This window comes from Haloarcula halophila, from assembly GCF_029278565.1.
In the GTDB taxonomy this organism is placed as follows: domain Archaea; phylum Halobacteriota; class Halobacteria; order Halobacteriales; family Haloarculaceae; genus Haloarcula; species Haloarcula halophila.
This window is the reverse complement of sequence record NZ_CP119559.1, coordinates 1,599,910-1,616,163: the sequence shown is the minus strand read 5'-3', so window position 1 is coordinate 1,616,163 and position 16,254 is coordinate 1,599,910. Positions and strand designations below refer to the sequence as shown.

The 16,254-nt window shown below is 63.0% G+C and carries 18 protein-coding genes and 1 tRNA gene; 12 read left to right on the top strand and 7 right to left on the bottom strand.

Going from position 1 to position 16,254, the window contains the following annotated elements; translation table 11 throughout:
* Positions 1–88: 88 nt before the first annotated feature.
* The 3 genes from P0204_RS08580 to P0204_RS08570 are packed head-to-tail and all read left to right on the top strand — an operon-like array spanning position 89 to position 3,438.
* A complete protein-coding gene (locus P0204_RS08580; protein ID WP_276178210.1) occupies positions 89–1,384 on the top strand; it encodes an extracellular solute-binding protein in 1,296 nt (431 codons plus the stop codon).
* Between the two features lie 9 nt (positions 1,385–1,393).
* On the top strand, positions 1,394–2,356 hold the full coding sequence (locus P0204_RS08575; protein ID WP_276178208.1) for a carbohydrate ABC transporter permease: 963 nt from the start codon (positions 1,394–1,396) through the stop codon (positions 2,354–2,356).
* Positions 2,356–3,438: an ABC transporter permease subunit gene (locus P0204_RS08570; RefSeq protein WP_276178206.1), complete on the top strand. Its 1,083-nt coding sequence runs from the start codon at positions 2,356–2,358 to the stop codon at positions 3,436–3,438. Before P0204_RS08575 ends, P0204_RS08570 begins: the two co-directional genes overlap by 1 nt.
* 27 nt (positions 3,439–3,465) lie before the next feature.
* Here the strand turns inward: P0204_RS08570 and P0204_RS08565 are convergent, their stop codons facing one another.
* A complete protein-coding gene (locus tag P0204_RS08565; protein WP_276178204.1) occupies positions 3,466–4,167 on the bottom strand; it encodes a nucleotidyltransferase family protein in 702 nt (233 codons plus the stop codon).
* Positions 4,168–4,541: 374 nt separating this feature from the next.
* On the opposite strand from P0204_RS08565, the gene P0204_RS08560 reads away from it, so the two are divergent.
* On the top strand, positions 4,542–4,802 hold the full coding sequence (locus P0204_RS08560) for a hypothetical protein (RefSeq protein WP_276178202.1): 261 nt from the start codon (positions 4,542–4,544) through the stop codon (positions 4,800–4,802).
* 87 nt (positions 4,803–4,889) lie between these two features.
* Positions 4,890–5,273 (top strand): methylglyoxal synthase, encoded by a 384-nt coding sequence (locus tag P0204_RS08555; RefSeq protein ID WP_276178200.1) that lies wholly within the window; start codon positions 4,890–4,892, stop codon positions 5,271–5,273.
* Positions 5,274–5,284: 11 nt separating this feature from the next.
* Here P0204_RS08555 and queC read toward each other — a convergent pair whose 3' ends face one another.
* Genes queC through P0204_RS08540 form a run of 3 tightly spaced genes read right to left on the bottom strand, consistent with a single transcriptional unit; the run spans position 5,285 to position 7,227 of the window.
* Entirely contained in the window at positions 5,285–5,998 is a 714-nt protein-coding gene (gene queC, locus P0204_RS08550) for a 7-cyano-7-deazaguanine synthase QueC (protein ID WP_276178198.1), read from the bottom strand.
* A gap of 3 nt (positions 5,999–6,001) precedes the next feature.
* Positions 6,002–6,781 (bottom strand): 7-carboxy-7-deazaguanine synthase QueE, encoded by a 780-nt coding sequence (locus P0204_RS08545; protein WP_276178196.1) that lies wholly within the window; start codon positions 6,779–6,781, stop codon positions 6,002–6,004.
* Complete coding sequence (locus P0204_RS08540; protein ID WP_276178194.1) at positions 6,781–7,227, bottom strand: 6-pyruvoyl trahydropterin synthase family protein; 447 nt, start codon at positions 7,225–7,227, stop codon at positions 6,781–6,783. The genes P0204_RS08545 and P0204_RS08540 overlap by 1 nt, the downstream gene beginning before the upstream one ends.
* Before the next feature lie 79 nt (positions 7,228–7,306).
* Here P0204_RS08540 and P0204_RS08535 point away from each other — a divergent pair, with 79 nt between their 5' ends.
* Both P0204_RS08535 and P0204_RS08530 read left to right on the top strand, forming a co-directional pair.
* Entirely contained in the window at positions 7,307–7,999 is a 693-nt protein-coding gene (locus P0204_RS08535; RefSeq protein ID WP_276178192.1) for a hypothetical protein, read from the top strand.
* Between the two features lie 391 nt (positions 8,000–8,390).
* A complete protein-coding gene (locus P0204_RS08530) occupies positions 8,391–8,822 on the top strand; it encodes a universal stress protein (RefSeq protein WP_276178190.1) in 432 nt (143 codons plus the stop codon).
* On the opposite strand, the gene P0204_RS08525 is transcribed toward P0204_RS08530, so the two are convergent.
* Positions 8,815–10,023: an inorganic phosphate transporter gene (locus P0204_RS08525; RefSeq protein ID WP_276178188.1), complete on the bottom strand. Its 1,209-nt coding sequence runs from the start codon at positions 10,021–10,023 to the stop codon at positions 8,815–8,817. The two genes, P0204_RS08530 and P0204_RS08525, sit on opposite strands and share 8 nt — an antisense overlap.
* Before the next feature lie 152 nt (positions 10,024–10,175).
* Here P0204_RS08525 and P0204_RS08520 point away from each other — a divergent pair.
* From P0204_RS08520 to P0204_RS08505, 4 genes are all read left to right on the top strand, one after another.
* Positions 10,176–10,279, top strand: a tRNA-Ile gene (locus P0204_RS08520).
* Positions 10,280–10,967: 688 nt separating this feature from the next.
* Positions 10,968–12,923: an archaea-specific SMC-related protein gene (locus P0204_RS08515; RefSeq protein ID WP_276178186.1), complete on the top strand. Its 1,956-nt coding sequence runs from the start codon at positions 10,968–10,970 to the stop codon at positions 12,921–12,923.
* A gap of 41 nt (positions 12,924–12,964) precedes the next feature.
* Positions 12,965–13,582 carry a rod-determining factor RdfA gene (rdfA, locus tag P0204_RS08510; RefSeq protein ID WP_276178184.1) on the top strand — a complete coding sequence of 206 codons (618 nt, stop codon included), beginning with the start codon at positions 12,965–12,967 and terminating at the stop codon, positions 13,580–13,582.
* A 142-nt stretch (positions 13,583–13,724) separates the two neighbouring features.
* Positions 13,725–14,054: a hypothetical protein gene (locus tag P0204_RS08505; RefSeq protein ID WP_276178182.1), complete on the top strand. Its 330-nt coding sequence runs from the start codon at positions 13,725–13,727 to the stop codon at positions 14,052–14,054.
* Positions 14,055–14,062: 8 nt separating this feature from the next.
* Here the strand turns inward: P0204_RS08505 and P0204_RS08500 are convergent, their stop codons facing one another.
* Positions 14,063–15,310, bottom strand: coding sequence for an outer membrane protein assembly factor BamB family protein (locus P0204_RS08500; protein WP_276178180.1), 1,248 nt, complete (start codon positions 15,308–15,310; stop codon positions 14,063–14,065).
* 130 nt (positions 15,311–15,440) lie between these two features.
* Here P0204_RS08500 and P0204_RS08495 point away from each other — a divergent pair, with 130 nt between their 5' ends.
* Positions 15,441–15,620: an HVO_0416 family zinc finger protein gene (locus tag P0204_RS08495; RefSeq protein ID WP_276178178.1), complete on the top strand. Its 180-nt coding sequence runs from the start codon at positions 15,441–15,443 to the stop codon at positions 15,618–15,620.
* A 125-nt stretch (positions 15,621–15,745) separates the two neighbouring features.
* On the opposite strand, the gene P0204_RS08490 is transcribed toward P0204_RS08495, so the two are convergent.
* Positions 15,746–16,207, bottom strand: coding sequence for a PadR family transcriptional regulator (locus P0204_RS08490; protein ID WP_276178176.1), 462 nt, complete (start codon positions 16,205–16,207; stop codon positions 15,746–15,748).
* Positions 16,208–16,254: the final 47 nt, after the last annotated feature.

Sequence of the window (16,254 nt, the reverse complement as noted above, 5' to 3'; positions counted from 1 at the left end):
GCCGATGGTGTCTCGGTATATATCATGAACGTGTCTGAACAATCGAATGGCTTAAGTTGTGAACGACTATTTCATCCATTATCCATCCATGACAATGGATCGCAGAACAATCCTCGAACGGATCGGTGGCGTCGGCGCGGCAGCAGCCCTCGCCGGATGTAGCGTTCAACAACAAGACGACGGTTCTGGGGACGGTGGCTCCGGAAGTAGCGCAACTGACGAAGGATCGAGCGACGGCGGGTCCTCGACTGACAGCGGGGGTCCCGCGGGCACCGCGACCGCCTGGTGGTCGCTGAGCGACAGCGAGAAAGCGACCCGAGAAGAGATCGTCGGTACGTTCAACGACCGGAGCCAGCACACCATCGAAGGCTCCGATATCTCGGACCTCCAGAAGAAGACGTCGAGTGCCATCCCGGCCGGTCAGGGTCCCCAGATCTTCGACTGGGCACACGACTGGGCCGGCAACACCTACGAACAGGGCTTCACCGTCGATCAGCGCGACCAGATCTCGATCAGCCTCGACCAGTTCACCGAGACGGCACAGAACGCCGTCCAGTACGAGGGGAACCTCGTCGGCCTCCCGTTCGGTGCCGAGACGGTCACGCCGATCGCGAACATGGACATCGTCGACTCGGTGCCCGAGACCATGGACGAGATGGTCTCGATGATGGACGAGCACCACGACCCCGACAACGGTCAGTACGGACTCTCCTACCCGTTCGACCCGTACTTCTCCAGTGGGTTCCTGCAAGCGTTCGGCGGCCACTACTACGACCCCCAGGCCGACGAGCCCCTGGGTGTCAACTCCGAGGAGGTCGTCCAGGGACTGGAGTACGCCCTGGAGAACCTCCGGCCGTACATGCCCAACGACCCGAGCTACGAACCCCAGGCCGCGGCGTTCAACGAGGGCAACGCCGCCTTCGCGATCAACGGGCCGTGGGCGCTTGCCACGTTCAGCGACAACGACATCAACTACGAAGTGTTCAGCTTCCCCGAGATGGACGGAGGCGAACCGAGTCCCTACACGGGGATCTCGGTGTGGTACTTCGCCAAGCCGATGGCGGACGGCGGTGCCGACGCCACGGCGGCGCGTGAGTTCGTCGAGTGGTACGTCACCAACGAGGACCACCTCAGTACGCTCGCCCAGGAGCAGGGCGCGATCCCGGTACTCGACAGCCTCGTCGGCAGTTCCGACCTCCCGGCGGCGGTCCAGGCCTACTCCCAGTCGGCCGGCCAGGGCACCCCGATGCCCAGCGCGCCCCGGATGGACGACGTCTGGGACCCGATCGGCAACGCACTGACCAAGGCCTTCAACGGCGACGCCAGCGCACAGGAGGCCCTGGACACGGCCGCATCGGAGATCCGCAGCAACTGGGAAGGCTAGAGGGCACTCATGAGTACGGTTTCACGCGTCGCACGCCGCGTCGAGAACGTCCCCTTCCTCGATCGGGAAGACACGTCGTTGTTGCTCGTCTTGCCCGGGTTGTTCATCTTCTCGGCGTTCATGCTGTTCCCGGTCGTCTATCTGATCGGCATCTCCTTTACGAACGCCGAACCGGCGAACCTCTTCGCCGGCGACGGGGCGATCGCAGTGTTGACGTTCGGCGATGCGACCTTCGTCGGTCTCAGGAACTACGCCAACGTGATGACCGACCCCGAGTTCTGGAACTCCTTCGGTGTGACCTGGCTGTTCGTCGCGACGAGTGTCGTCCTCAAGATCGTCACGAGCCTCTCGATCGCGCTCGTGGTGACCAGCGATCTCGTCCGCGGGAAACGACTGCTGCGTTCGTTCATCATCTTCCCGATGGGCCTGCCGCCGATCTTCATCATCACGGTGTGGCGCGGGATCTTCAGTTCGGCCCAGTTCGGCCTGATGAACCAGTTGCTGACCGGTTTCGGCTTCTCCTCGATCTCGTGGCTCTCGAACCGGTGGACCGCGTTCATGGCCTACAACGTCACCGAGGCGTGGCTGGCCTACCCGTTCATGGTCATCATCACCGTGAGCGCGCTCCAGGACGTCTCGGAGGAACTCCACGAGGCCGCCGTCGTCGACGGCGCCGGCTTCGTCTCCCGGTTCGTCCACGTCACGCTCCCGTCGATCAAGCGACCGGTGTTGTTCGCGACGATCCTCACGTCGGCCGCCTCGTTCCAGCAGTTCCTGATCCCTTACGTGTTCAACGAGGGCGGTCCGGCCCGGGCGAACGAACTCATCGTCGTCTACGGCTACCGCGAGGCGCTGCAGTTCCAGGAGTACGGTCGCGGTGCCGCGATCAGTATCGTCGCGCTGCTGTTCATCGGCGCGTTCATGTGGCTGAACGTCAAGAAAGGTCGGCTGGCTGACGGGGTGAACGACTGATGGGACTGCTCTCGAATATCACACGGAAACTCACCGAGGACGCCCTCAACGTCGCCCGGACGCCGATCGAGACCGTCCGGCAGTGGAAATACACCGTCGAGGCGGTCCAACGCGGCGAGGTGCCCGCTTCGGAGGTCCTGCGGGTCGTCGTCTCGACGATCGCCGCGACGGCGATGGTGCTCGCGCTCCTGTTCCCGATCTACTGGATCTTCACGGCGGCCATCTCCGGTTCGGGGGCGTCGCTGTACACGTCCGACAGCATCACGCTGATCCCGCCGAACCCGACGGTGAAGCCCTTCGTCTGGGTCGTCGGTGACATCGGCATCCCGTCGCTGGCGATCACCGTCGGTGTCCCGCTGACGGATCTGGCGTTCGTCTTCGAGACGCCCGGACTGACGTTCCTCGACGCCTCGGCCTACGGCGTCGACCGGCCGTCGGAGTTCAAGCAGTTCCTCTGGAACAGCGTCACCGTCGCGATCCCGACGGTACTGATCGCGATGGCGCTGATCATCCCGGCGTCGTACGCGCTCTCTCGCCGTGAGTTCCTCTTCCGCCGGAAGATCCTGTTCCTGTACGTCCTGATGACCCAGGTCGGCGGCGGACTCGGCGTCGCCCTGCTGATCGGGATGTACGCGATCTACGTCCAGTTCGGCATCAACGACAACAAACTGGCGCTGGCGGTCTACTACGCCGCGACGGCGGTCCCGTTCAACACGTGGCTGTTGAAGACCTACATGGACGGGATCCCGGTCTCCTACGAGGAGGCGGCCGTCGTCGACGGCGCGCCGCCGTGGCGCGTCGTCTGGGAAGTCATCCTCCCGATGTCCGCGGCGGGCCTCGCGACCGTGTTCATCTTCACCTTCCTGACTGGCTGGACCGAGTTCGTCGTCGCCCAGACGCTGCTGGGTACCGAGAACTACACCCTGCCGGTCGGACTCTACTCGCTCGTCGACGAGTACTCGATCCCGTGGGCGCGGTTCTCCGCGTTCGCGCTCACGTTCGCGACGCCGATCATGCTCGTCTATCTCTTCGCACAGCGATACATCGAGGGCGGGCTCTCCTTCAGCGGCGTCGAAGGCTGACCCGCCGCCGCGTTTCGTCGCACCTGCTCAGTCGAGCCGTTCGGCGACCTCTTCGACGTCCACCGTGTCGTTAACGTTGTGACACCAGCCGTCGAGTCGAACCGTCTCGACCCGATGGCCCGCCTGCACCAGGAGGTCGACCGCGTCGGCGAGTTCGTACTCACCGCGAGCCGACGGTCTGAGCAGCCGACAGGCCGGCTCGATCGTCGGCTCGAACACCTGAAACCCTCGGACGACCAGCGTCGAGGGCGGGTCGGCCGGTTTCTCGACGAGTCCGGTGACCCGACCGTCGTCGGTTTCGACGACGCCGGTCTCGCGGGCTTGCTCGCGTGTGACCGACTCTACCAGGAGTGTAGCGGCTGCATCAGTCGCCCCGTGGCGGTCGAGGACCGCGTCGAGGTTCGCCCGGCAGACGTTGTCCCCGTTCATCACGACGGTCGTCCCGTCGAGGGGACACGCCTGCTGGAGTGCGTGAGCGGTCCCGAGTTGCTCGGCCTGGTGGACGTATTCGACCGGGACGCCACGGTAGTCGTCGTCGTAGTATTCGACGATATCGTCGGCTCGGTAGCCCACCACGGCGATCAGTCTGTCGACACCGACCGACAACACGGCATCGAACGCGTGTGAGAGGAGCGGTTGCCCGGCGACCCGGACGAGTCCCTTCGGTCTGTCGGCAGTCAGTGGCCGCAGTCGCGTTCCCGATCCGGCCGCGAGTACGACACCGTCCATACCGACAGTGCAACTGGTCCGGTCAAAAACACCACGGCAATCGTCGGGCCGGATCGTCCGGCTGGCGACGGATCGTCGGCGCGCACGGGGGCTCCCTCGATCCGGTGATCCGAGACCGTCGATCCATTGCTGCCGGGCGAGACGAATCATTAAGTAGTACCACGGAGTATCACCTGTTGGTGTTGGGAGAGAGTACTCCGGGCCGTGCCTCTGACAACCTCTGTCCGGGAGCCCTCCGACACCGTTTTTGACACCGATCGACCGTCGACAGATCCCGTTGTCCGACACGAGCCTGACACACACCCGCACGGAGCTGTTTCACGCTCTGAAACAGCTGAACACCTATTAAGCGCTAGCCCGGCGTGGTGTCGTGTATGAGCACCGACAACGGAACAGTGTACCTGCTGCAGGACGACGACGACGACGGGTGGGAGACCCCGGTGCCTGCGGACGAAGTAATCACCAACGCGGTTCTGGCGGCGACAGATCTCACTGTCGAGGATGTCGGCGACATCGAGCAGTACGTCGACGAGGAGACACTGCGCACGGTCGTCAACGACGGCGAGCCCGAAACGTTCACCGTCGAGGGACATCCGGTCACGGTCTCCGCCGACGGCCGGGTCGACGTCGAGTAGACGGAACGGCCCAGGCCCCCTTCTGGCAGTGGTAGCGTCTCCGACAGGACCCAACCAGCTTTTAGCCCGGCTTCCGAGAGACGACTCATGACACGCGTCGCGCTCATCGCCCACGACGACGAGAAACCCGAGATGATCGACCTCGTTCGGACCTACGAGTCGCTGCTGTCCGAGTTCGACCTGGTCGGGACGGGCACTACGGGCCAGCGGATCAGCGACGAGACAGATCTGGAGATCGAGCGGAAACAGAGCGGGCCGCTGGGCGGGGACATGCAGATCGGCGGTGAGGTCGCACAGGACGAGATCGACGCCGTCGTCTTCCTGCGGGACCCCCACACTGCACAGCCACACGAACCCGACATCACGGCGCTGTTGCGCATCTGTGACGTCCACGACGTGCCGCTGGCGACGACTCGAACGTCGGCGGAGTACGTCCTGGACGGGGTGGCCGCCGACAGCGCCGACGACTGAGGACGGTCCGGTCAGTCCGCGTACTCGGGCCGGCGCTCGTAGGGGATCGGATCGCGCTCGCCCAGCCGCTGGAACGCCTCTAGCCGGAAGGCACAGGCGTCACAGGTCCCACAGGCGGGTTCGTCGCTCCGGTAGCAACTCCAGGTGTCCGCGTAGGGGACCCCGAGTTCGAGTCCGCGCTCGGCGATGTCGGTCTTGGTCCACTCGACGAAGGGCGCTTCGAGCGCGATCTCCGTGTCGGGTTTCGTCCCCACGTCGACGACTGACTGGAAGGCCTCGAAGAAAGCGGGGCGACAGTCCGGATACCCCGAGAAGTCCTCGCTGTGGGCACCGATGAAGACGGCGCTCGCGCCGTTGGCCTCGGCGAACGAGACGGCCATCGACAGCAGGTTCGCGTTCCGGAAGGGGACGTACGAACTGGGGATCTCGTCGCCCTCGGTGTCGGCCTCGGCGACGGCCATCCCGTCGTCGGTGAGCGAGGAGCCGCCGATCTGCCGGAGGTGACTGGTCTCGACACGGAGGAACTCCGCCGCATCGACGTGGTCGGCTAGCGCACGCGCGCAATCCAGTTCACGTTGTTCGGTGTTCTGTCCGTAGCTCGTATGCAACAGGTACAGGTCGTCGTACCCGCGGGCCTGTGCCTCGTAGGCGGCCGTGGCGCTGTCCATGCCGCCGGAGGCGAGCACGACAGTGCGGTCCGCGTGTGTCTGTGAGTCGTCTGTCATCTATCAGGTTCCCGGGGCGTCGTTCCAGAGCGTGACGTGGAGCCGGGGCGTGTACCGGTACCCGTGTTCCAGCGCCAGGTCGGCGACGACCGGGCGGGTCTCGTCGAGTCGATCGCGACGCTGTCCTTCGGGCATCAACAGGACGCTGTCGTCGGGGACGGGCACGTCGGCAGCAGTCCGAATCCGTTCGAGCAGTCCCTCGATCTCGTCCATGTCGTCGGGACCGGTGACGACGAACTTCAGTTGGGTGTCGTAGCGCTCGACCAGCGTGGCGAGCGTGCCGACGTCGAGCCGGCGGTCCTCGTGGCGGTCGGCCCACTCGCCGTCACCCTTCGGGTCGCGGTCGGCGGTCGGCGTGCTGGAGGCCAGTTTCGGACTCACGCTGGCCAGATCGATCGGTGCTTCCGGGACGATGGTCCCGTTGGTCTCGACCGTCGTGTGATAGCCCCGGTCGGTCAGTCGCTCCAGCAGGTCGGTGCTGGCGTCGTGGACGAGCGGTTCGCCGCCGGTGAGGACGACGTGGTCCGCGTCGTATCCCTCGATGGCGCCGAGGACCTCTTCGATCCCGTACCAGTCCCCGGTCGGTTCCCAGGAGGTGTGGTACGAATCGCAGAACCAACACCGGAGGTTACAGCCGCTGGTCCGGACGAACACCGACGGAGTGCCGGCCAACCGTCCCTCCCCCTGCAGCGAGCAAAACAGCTCGTTGATCGGGAGCGCGTCGGCCTCCGCTGTGGCGGTGTCGAGTTCGTCGAGCACGGTAGCGTCACTCGCGACGGGCATCAGCGGGTACAGAGTTCGCCGGTCTCCCGGACCGTCACGGCGACGGTCGAGACGGTCTCCGGGAGTTGCTCGGCCAACCGTTCTTCGAGGACTGTCGCCATGACCTCCGCGGTCGGTGGCCGCTCTAACACGACGACGGCGTCGCCGTCGCCGCTGGCCTCGAAGGCGTCGATCAGCGGGTCGCCCGCCTCCAGTAAGAAGCGGTGGTCCCAGGCCTCGATGGCGTCGGTGACCGCTCCCTTGTCGACGACCCACCCCGCCTCGGTCAGGTCGCCGGTGAGCCGGACCGTCAGTTCGTAGTTGTGCCCGTGCGGACGCGAACACTTCCCGTCGTGGTGCATGAGCCGGTGGCCCGCCGAGATACGTACCGGGCGGTCGCCCCCGACAACGAGGGTCCGCTCGCCGGCATCGGCGACCGGATCGGGTTCCAGTACTCTCTGAGTCATACTGAAAGATTATCGAGTGCCGGGATAAATCGCTCGGACCGGCGTAAGGGATAGGATGGTGGGGCACTCAGACAGTAGTGTGACACGACGTGCCGTGGAAGACGGGTTCGAGCGGTACCTCTCGGACCTCGTCGACGAGACCTACGCGGCGTTCGACGTGGCAGCCGTCCTCCGTGGTTCCCGGGGTGGCGGGAGCAAAGCTGCGAGCAAACTGTTGAAGAACAGTCGACCCCTGGAGCGCCACGTCGTCCGCCCGAAACTCAGGGAGTATCAACGGGAGATCATGGCCCAGTTCGAACCGGTGTTGGACTACGCCGCGGACTCCGAGACCCCCTTCGAGGAGTATGCCGACGACGTGTTGGCCCGGGATATCTACTGGAACTCGCTGGCCAACAGCGTCAGGGGCGAGCGCCGTGAGACGATCCGTGAGACGTTACTGTCCCGACAGCGGACGTTCGGCGACGACATCGCGCCCCTGATCGACGCCGAGAGCGACGAGTTCTGGACCGCCGTGGCGGAGGTGTACGACTACGAGGAGGCCATCGATATCGTCGAACGCCATTTCGAGTACAGCACGCCCCTCCAGGAACACCGGGACGCGTTCGTCTTCGAGTTGGAGATCGATCCGGGCGAGGTCCTTGGTGGACTCGCCAGAGCGCTCCCGTCGCTGGAAGTCGAGTTCACCGACGAGGCACTCCGGTCGATGCGGCGTGCCGAGCAACGTGTTATTCCCGATGCCAAATCGGACGTCGAACAGGTCTTCGAGGAGTGAACCCCAGTCGTGGGTCGGGTAGCCAGCAGTCGCTGATGGGCAGTCGAATGGGGAGACCGGGACACGCCGGAAGCGTGCCCCGGTGGACAAGGCAATCGATGGTATTGGTGGACAGCGAGGCACTACTCTGGCACGGAGAGTGCCTCGTGGCTGACTGACGTGGCAGGGACGGTCTGGAAACGGTGGTATCGTGCCCCTGGGGAGGGGCGGATCGCCGGGGACAGGTGACCGACGATGGGATACGGGTACAGCCCGTTCGCCTGCCAACCAAGTGAACCGGCCGAGACAGTAAATAACCTACGAAATATGTTATTTTCAGGCCGAGTAAATAGTTCGATCCCGGGGACCACCCGGGCGGGAGAATCTTGTACGCCGCCACGCTATGGAGCGCATGGCCCCGGACCACGTTCTCGTTCCGCTGGACGGATCGCCGCTCTCCGACGCGGCGCTGTCACACGCACTCGAAACCTTCGACTGTCGAGTGACGGTTCTGAACGTCGTGACGCCGTTGGACGACGGGATGAGCGAAGGTGGCGTCGTCGGGGCCGGCGAGCAACGCCGTCAGCAGGCCCACGAACGGGCCCAGACACTCGTCGAGCGAGCCGAGACGACGGCCAGCGAGACTGACCGTGCGGTTGAGACGGCCGTCGAGACCGGTGATCCCGCCGAGACGATCCTGGCGTTCGTCGACGATAGCGATGTCGACCACGTCGTCATGGGCGGGCACGGACGGACCGAGCCGAATCTGGTCGATCGGTTGTTGGGGACTGTCGCGACTGCCGTCGTCAGCAAGGCATCGGTGACGGTCACCGTCGTCAGATAGCGCCCAATGCCGTCCCCAAGACACGGTAGAGACCGAAGCCGATGCCGATTGACGCGACGAGCGTCAGGACCCAGAAGGTGAGCGTTACACCGATCTTCCGCCGGGAGACGCCGGCCGACCCGCCCGCGAGACCCCCACCGATGACCCCCGAGATGATGATGTTGTTGAACGAGATGGGGATTCCCAGTGCGATCGCCACCTGAGCGATGATGAACCCCGGGACCAGCGCCGCGATCGACCGGCGAATTCCCAGTTGGGCGTACTCCCGCGAGGTCGCCTGCAGGAGCCGCGGCGCGCCCATCCACGCGCCCGCGAGGATACCGGCTGCACCGATCGCGAGGAGGACGATCCCCGGCAGCCCCAGTTCCACCCGGTAGAGGTTCTCCAGTGGCCCGGTAGCCAGTCCGACCTGGCTCCCGCCACTGGAGAACGCGACGACGCTCCCCAGCGCGACCAGGAACGTCTTCACGCCGCGGTCGACGGACTCCTGTGTCCGTCGCCGGATGAACACGAACCCGCCGAGCGCAGCAACCACTGTCACCGCGAGTACGTCGAGTTCGAGCCCACCGATGGCCGGCGTCGTCACGAACTGCCCGAAGAAACTCGCCAGTGACGCCTGTGTCTCGCCCGGGGGTGACGGGATGACACTCAACCGGACGTTGGCGACGATCCCGCCGACGACCGCTGCCAGAACGGGGACGCTGACCGTCTCGGGGATATCGTCCCGGCGTAGCAACGTCGCCGTGAGATACGCCAGCCCGCTCGAGACCGGTGGGACCAGGACCCAAAACAGGAGTATCTCCCGGTAGGTGTCGTACACCGGTGCCCCGCCGAGCGAGAGACCGACACCGACCATCGCACCCGTCGTGGCGAACGCCGCCGGGACGGGATACCCCGAGTACACGCCGAAGGCCATGAACGCCGTCGCGGTCAACAATCCCGCCGTCGCGGCCAGCGAGGTGATCGGCTCCCCTTCGATCAGCCCCGATCCGACCGTCTCGGAGATGCTCCCACCCTGTGTGAGCGCGCCCAGCGCAGCCAGAATCCCGATGAGAAACGCCGCTCGCATCGTCGAGATCGCGTTGGCCCCGATCGCCGGCGCGAACGGTGGCGAGTTGCTGTTCGCACCGAGCGCCCAGGCAGTCCCCAGCCCCGTCACCGTCGCGAGACCGACTAACGCCCAGAACCCCGCCGCTGCCATCAGACGCTCACTCCCGCCGCGACACGTCCACACCGGCTGTCCATGATCACGATATTGGTACGTCCGGGCGAAAAGGGTTTGTACCCGTACTACGGTCGACGACGCCCAATCCCGATAGGCTAAAGGGCGCCACTACAGAACGCACATACAGAGGGCCCTTAGCTTAGTCTGGTTAAAGCGATCGGCTCATATCGTCGACGGGACTCCGTCGGCGTGGGATACCGATTGAGCGCTGGTTCAAATCCGGCAGGGCCCACTTCTGCTGTTGACTATGGCGATAGAAACCACGATCGATCTCCCGTAGCCACCGAAAACCACTGCACACCCGATCGCACGACTGCAGTGCGATCGATGTGTAAATCGGTTCGATTGTTACTATAGTGTGCTACCGATATCAACGAGTGGATGTCCTAAATCTAGGAACATCTCATCCGGGCCGTCACGAAAAAATGGCTTTGTATCCACAGATACCGGCTGCAACGGGAAATTATATCGAGTTCTCCCAAGAATTAATCCCAACTGGGGGTTTGTGGGATCGTCTGGGAAAATCCCAGGACAAATACGCAAATGTGGGTACGTAATGGGGGTATTTGGATCTGCAAGCTAAATATCGGTGCGAAATTAGATTTTCACTCACGTATTTCGATATATGTATTCATATGGGTGGATCAGCACTCTAAGTGTACTTCGAATACGGTCGAAATCTAGTTCGGTGTATCTGTCCGGATGTGGACTCATCGCTTCTCCACACGTGAAACTCGCTGGCTGGTGGAATAACGAAGGTACGATTGTTAGCCAGTGTATGCCGTTGCTGCTTGGTTAGTGCCAGTGACCGGATAACAGAGGCACACGATCGGAGACAGTCATCTGCGAGTTCAGCAGTACCGAAACGTATCGATAGATAATAAAACAGTTTTTTTACTGTTGGGGCTGAGGGTGGATATATGGGAATGTCTCAACAGTCCTCTGATGTGGCGCAGTTTCACGTCGAAAACATCGGGGGCATCAGCGAGACCAGTGTCGATATCCCGCCGGGTGTAACTGTCCTCACAGGGAAGAACGCGACGAACCGTACGTCGTTTCTTCAGTCTATCATGGCAGTGATGGGGAGTAACCAGGCGACGTTGAAAGGCGATGCCGACACGGGCAGTGTGGAACTATCGATCGGCGGCCAGTCGTACGAACGACGGCTGAAACGGACCGGTGGAACGGTCCAGTTCGAGGATGGCGGGTACCTCGACGATCCGGCAGTCGCAGACGTGTTCGCGTTTCTGCTGGAGACCAACGAGGCCCGCCAGTCGGTCGCACGTGGTGACGATCTCCGTGAGATCATCATGCGACCGGTCGATATCGACGAAATCAAACACGAGATCCGCCAACTCGAAGAAGAAAAAGGCGAAATAAACGACGAACTGGCGGAGATAGAATCGAAGAAGCGCGACCTCCCCGATCTAGAGCAGCAAAAAAGCAAAATACAAGATCAAATATCGGAAAAAAGAGACGAACTGGCCGAGAAAGAAGACGATATCGACTCGAACAGTCGCGATATCGAAGAGAGTCGGAAAGAGCAGGAGGAGTTAGAGGACAAACTAGACGAACTCCGATCGACACGGTCGGATCTGGAGTCGGTCCGCCGGCAGATCGAGACACAGGAGGAGAGTATCTCCTCGCTGAAACAGGAACGCCAGGAGCTCGAATCGGAGCTTTCGGACCTCCCCGAGACGCCGATGGGCGAACACCAGCATCTCGACGACGAGATCAGCCGTCTGCGCGATCAGCGACAGGCACTCAACACGGAGATCTCCGATCTCCAGAGTCTCATCCAGTACAACGAGGAACGGCTCGAAGAGGAGGATTACGGCGTGATCCAGTCGCTCGACGACGAGCAGGGCGAACCGGCGGACGCGGTCACCGACAGACTGCTCGACGACGACGAATCGATCGTCTGTTGGACGTGTGGATCGACGGTCGAACGCGAACAGATCGAGGAGACGGTCACCCGGTTGCAGGACTTACGCCAGGAGAAGGTCGAGGCGCTCAACGACCTCAAATCCGAACTTGACGATCTCAAGAGCCAGCAACGCGAAGCCGAACGGCAACAACAGCGTCGGGAAGACGTTCAGGGACAGATCGAGGACATCGAGACGGAACTGGAACGCCGTGAGGACCAGATCGACTCGTTGAAAGAGCGCCGTGAGTCACTCACCGACCAGGTCCAGACTCTCGAAGAGGAAGTTGACGACCTCGAATCCGAGGACTTCGACGATATCCTCTCGCTCCACAAGGAGGCAAACCAGCTCGAATTCGAGATCGATAGCTTGGAGTCGGACCTCGACGACATCTCCTCGGAGATCGAATCGATCGAGGAGCTGTTAGACCGCGCAGACGATCTCCGGGCCGAGCGTGACGAACTGGTCGAGGAACTCACCGACAAGCGGACCAAGATCGACCAGATCGAGGCGGGGGCAGTCGAGGAGTTCAACGAACACATGGACGCGATCCTCGACATCATGGAGTACGAGAACCTAGAGCGGATCTGGATCGAGCGTGTCGAGCGGACGGTCCGTGAGGGGAGACAGAAAGTCGACAGGACGGCCTTCGAACTCCACATCGTCCGGACGACGGACAACGGAGCCGCCTACGAGGACACGATCGAACACCTGAGCGAGAGCGAGCGCGAGGTGACCGGTCTGATCTTCGCGCTGGCGGGATATCTGGTCCACGATCTCCACGAAACGGTGCCGTTCATGCTGCTTGACTCGCTGGAGGCGATCGATTCGAGCCGGATCGCCGAACTGGTCGCGTACTTCGCGGACTACGCCCAGTATCTCGTCGTGGCGCTGTTGCCCGAGGACGCACAGGCACTGGACGCGGAGTTCCACCGCATCACCTCGATCTGACTCAGTAGCCTTTTGTCACTATTCTCGCTAGGGATACCACGATGGCAGACACACCGGACGACCGGCCAGCGAGTAAGGTAGCACGCCTCATCGACGAGTACGGGTTGGACGGGCTCGGGGCCGATCTGGAAGCGCGGTGGACGGGTGAGGGCGCCGAGCGGATGAGTCTCCGGGATCTCGCGGAGTTTTTCAACAAGCGGCTGCTCGAACAGTTGTTACTCGACGCCGGGATGAGCGCCCTCGAAAGCGATGTCCGGACGACCTACGAGAACCTCACCGGCGACGATGTCAGTACTGGCGTCAGGACCGATACGCGAAACCGACTCGAACGGAACGGGATCGACGTCGAGGATCTAGAGCAGGACTTCGTCACCTACCAGGCTATCAGGTCGTATCTCAAGGACTGGCGCGGTGCGGAGTACGAGGGGCTGAGCGACCAGGAGAAAATCGAGAAAGACCTGGAGAGTATCCAGCGATTGATGACGCGGACGCTCTCGGTCACCGAGGAACGTATCGAGAAGCTTCGGGATACGGACCGGATCGACATCGACGACTTCGAGGTGTTCCTCGACGCCCAGGTCCTCTGCCAGCAGTGTGGGACACAGTACACGGTCGCCACGTTCTTCGAGCAGGGTGGCTGTTCCTGCCAGCAGGAGTAGCCACAGCACGGTCGGATTCCCTCTCCCACTCATCGCACTGATACGCCTGTTTTACTGGATCGACGTGCGTATCCGACGGACATACCGGTAGATACCGGCGGGATGGTAATTGTTTTGGGGGTGACCGTTCATACTCCGGACAATGAGCGAGAACGAGGACGCAGACGGTAAGGAAGTGTCCGTATCGATGGAACTCAGCGGCGATTACGAGGAAGTCATCTCCAAGCTGGACTCCAGCGACAGCGGGCGGACGGATCTCGATCCGTTGCTCGGCGATCTCGAAATCCTCCTGGAGACGGTCGTCCGAATCAACGGCGGTACCCGGAGCGCGATCGCCCAACAGCTTCCGGAAGGGATGACTGTCGCCTTCGATGCACAGGCCGTCGTCGACACGCTCCAGGTGTTAGAACGGTACGACCTCGTCGTCCTGGAGGGCAACACCTGGAAACCGGGACCGAGTCTGCAGGAGTGAGTCGGGTGTCAGCCGCCGATCGCGTGGACGGTCCCAGCGAGTGTCGGGACCCACAGGCGCCCCCCGCTGACGATCGGCGTACTCCGCTCGACTGGGACATCGAGCGCGTGTGACCAGTTGACCGACCCCGTCGCGCGGTCCAGCGCGTACACTGTGCCGTCGTTGGCGACGACGTAGAGTGTCCCCGCGACGAGGACTGGGGCGTTCGAGAGCGCGGTGTCGAGTTCCGTCTTCCAGCGTTCGAGTCCGTCTTCGAGCCCGTATATCTCGCCGCTGTCGGTCCCGAAAAACGCCCACTCGCCGTCGATGACCGGGTTGTGCCGGACCGGACTGGCGGTTCCGAACTCCCAGATCAGCCGTCCGTTGGTGTTGAGTGCCAACAGTTTGCCATCGCGGCTGGTCGCGTAGACCGCGCGGCCGTCCGTGGCGACACCGCGGATGCCACGCCCCTCGTCGTACTCCCAGGAGTCGGCCGCAGAGTCGGCGAGGGCGAAGACGCTCCCGCTGTTGGTCCCGACGTACGTGACACCTCGCACGCGGGCGATCGCGGTCCGCACTTCGGCAGTCACGTCGGTCTGTCCGGTCCGACCCCCGGAGTTCTGCTGTAGTTCTAGGACGCGGCCACCGCCTGTCCCGACGATGACGGTCCCGTCGGCGACGTGGGCCGTCCCGAACCCGGCCCCTGACGAGGGGCTGTAGGTCCAGAACTCCTCGCCGCTGGCCCCGTTGAGAGCGTACATGGTTCCGGTGTCGGTACCGGCGAAGACGAACCCTTCCTTGTGAACGGGCGTCGCGTGGACTGGACCGTCCGTCGCTGCTCTCCATTGCTGGTCGCCCGAGACCGCGTCGATCGCGTGGATCGCACCCGCGTCGGAACTGCTCTGGAGGCTCCCGGCGCCGACGAACAGCGTGCCGTCGACGAGCGTCAGTGATCCCTCGGTCGGCGTGCCGAGATCGTACGTCCAACTCGTCGCCGGTGGTCCGGAAAGTCCGGTCGCCTCCGGGTGGACGCCGAGGTTCCCGGCCGAGTAGTGATACGAGGGCCAGTCGGCCTCGGGAAGTAACTGTGGCGTCTGTGTCGGCGTCGCAGTTTCGGTCGCTGTTGCGGTGTCGGTCGCCGTCGCAACTGGTGTGTCCGTCACAGCGTCGGTCGCCGTTGGTCGATCGTCGTCGCTGTCCCCCCCACAGCCGGCGAGCCCGACCGCCGTCGTCGCGACGGCAGTCAGGAACGTCCGGCGTCGAACCGTCTCACGCATCGACTAATTCACCGATCTTCTCCATAATATAACTACTGAAATCTAAAATTGAAGGGGAAATCCGACGTCACGGGCAAATCTTTCCGGGTATCGGTAGACCTATATGGTGGTGTGGTATAGCATATCACGTATGGCGTCCGCACCGAGCAGCGACGATATGTTCGACCAGTTCCTCTCCCAACGGGGCCACGACGTTGAGACGGCCGCCTGGGAGGAGAACTACAACAAAAAGCAGTGTCCCGACTGTGGCGGTCTCCACGACGACGCGGCGACAGAGTGCTCGGTGTGCGGGTGGACACCTGTAAACTGACGGGGTCCCGGTCAACTGACTTTTCGGCGATCAACTGTGCCAGCGGTAGCTCTCAGCAGCTAAAACACGGGTCGACCCCGGGACTGGGGTCAGGAGTCGCCGGGGCGACCTCGGGGAGAGAGCGATTAGACGCCGTCGAGTGACGCGTGGAGGAACAGTCCGATCGCGAGATGTTGATACATCGCGTCCTCGATCTTCGATTCGGCTGCTGCCGCGTCGTCGATCGAGTACTGCTTAGTCTGCACGAGTTCGTGCATCCGGAGTTGGCCTTCGGCCTCGAGGTCGTGTAGACGCGGGTACACCGTCCCCGGACTCAGATCCGCATCGAAGAGCCGCGAGAGTTCCTCCATGAGTCCGGTACCGTGTGTCTCGTCGTCGGCCAGCGCGATCATCGCGAGCAGGATCTCGTCCAGGCTCTGGGTCACGAGGCCGTCGTCGACGGTGAGATCACCGTCAGCAACGTCCTCGATGACCGAAGACAACAGCGGCTCCGGAATGGTGCCACTCTCGACTTCCGGACGATCCGTCCCGCCGAGAGGGGTCAGTTGCTCGTCGGGTGTCTCGCCCACGGTCGTGTCCGTCGTCATGCGACGGAGGTTGTCTCCGGACATCGTCTCACCTGAACGCGATCCGC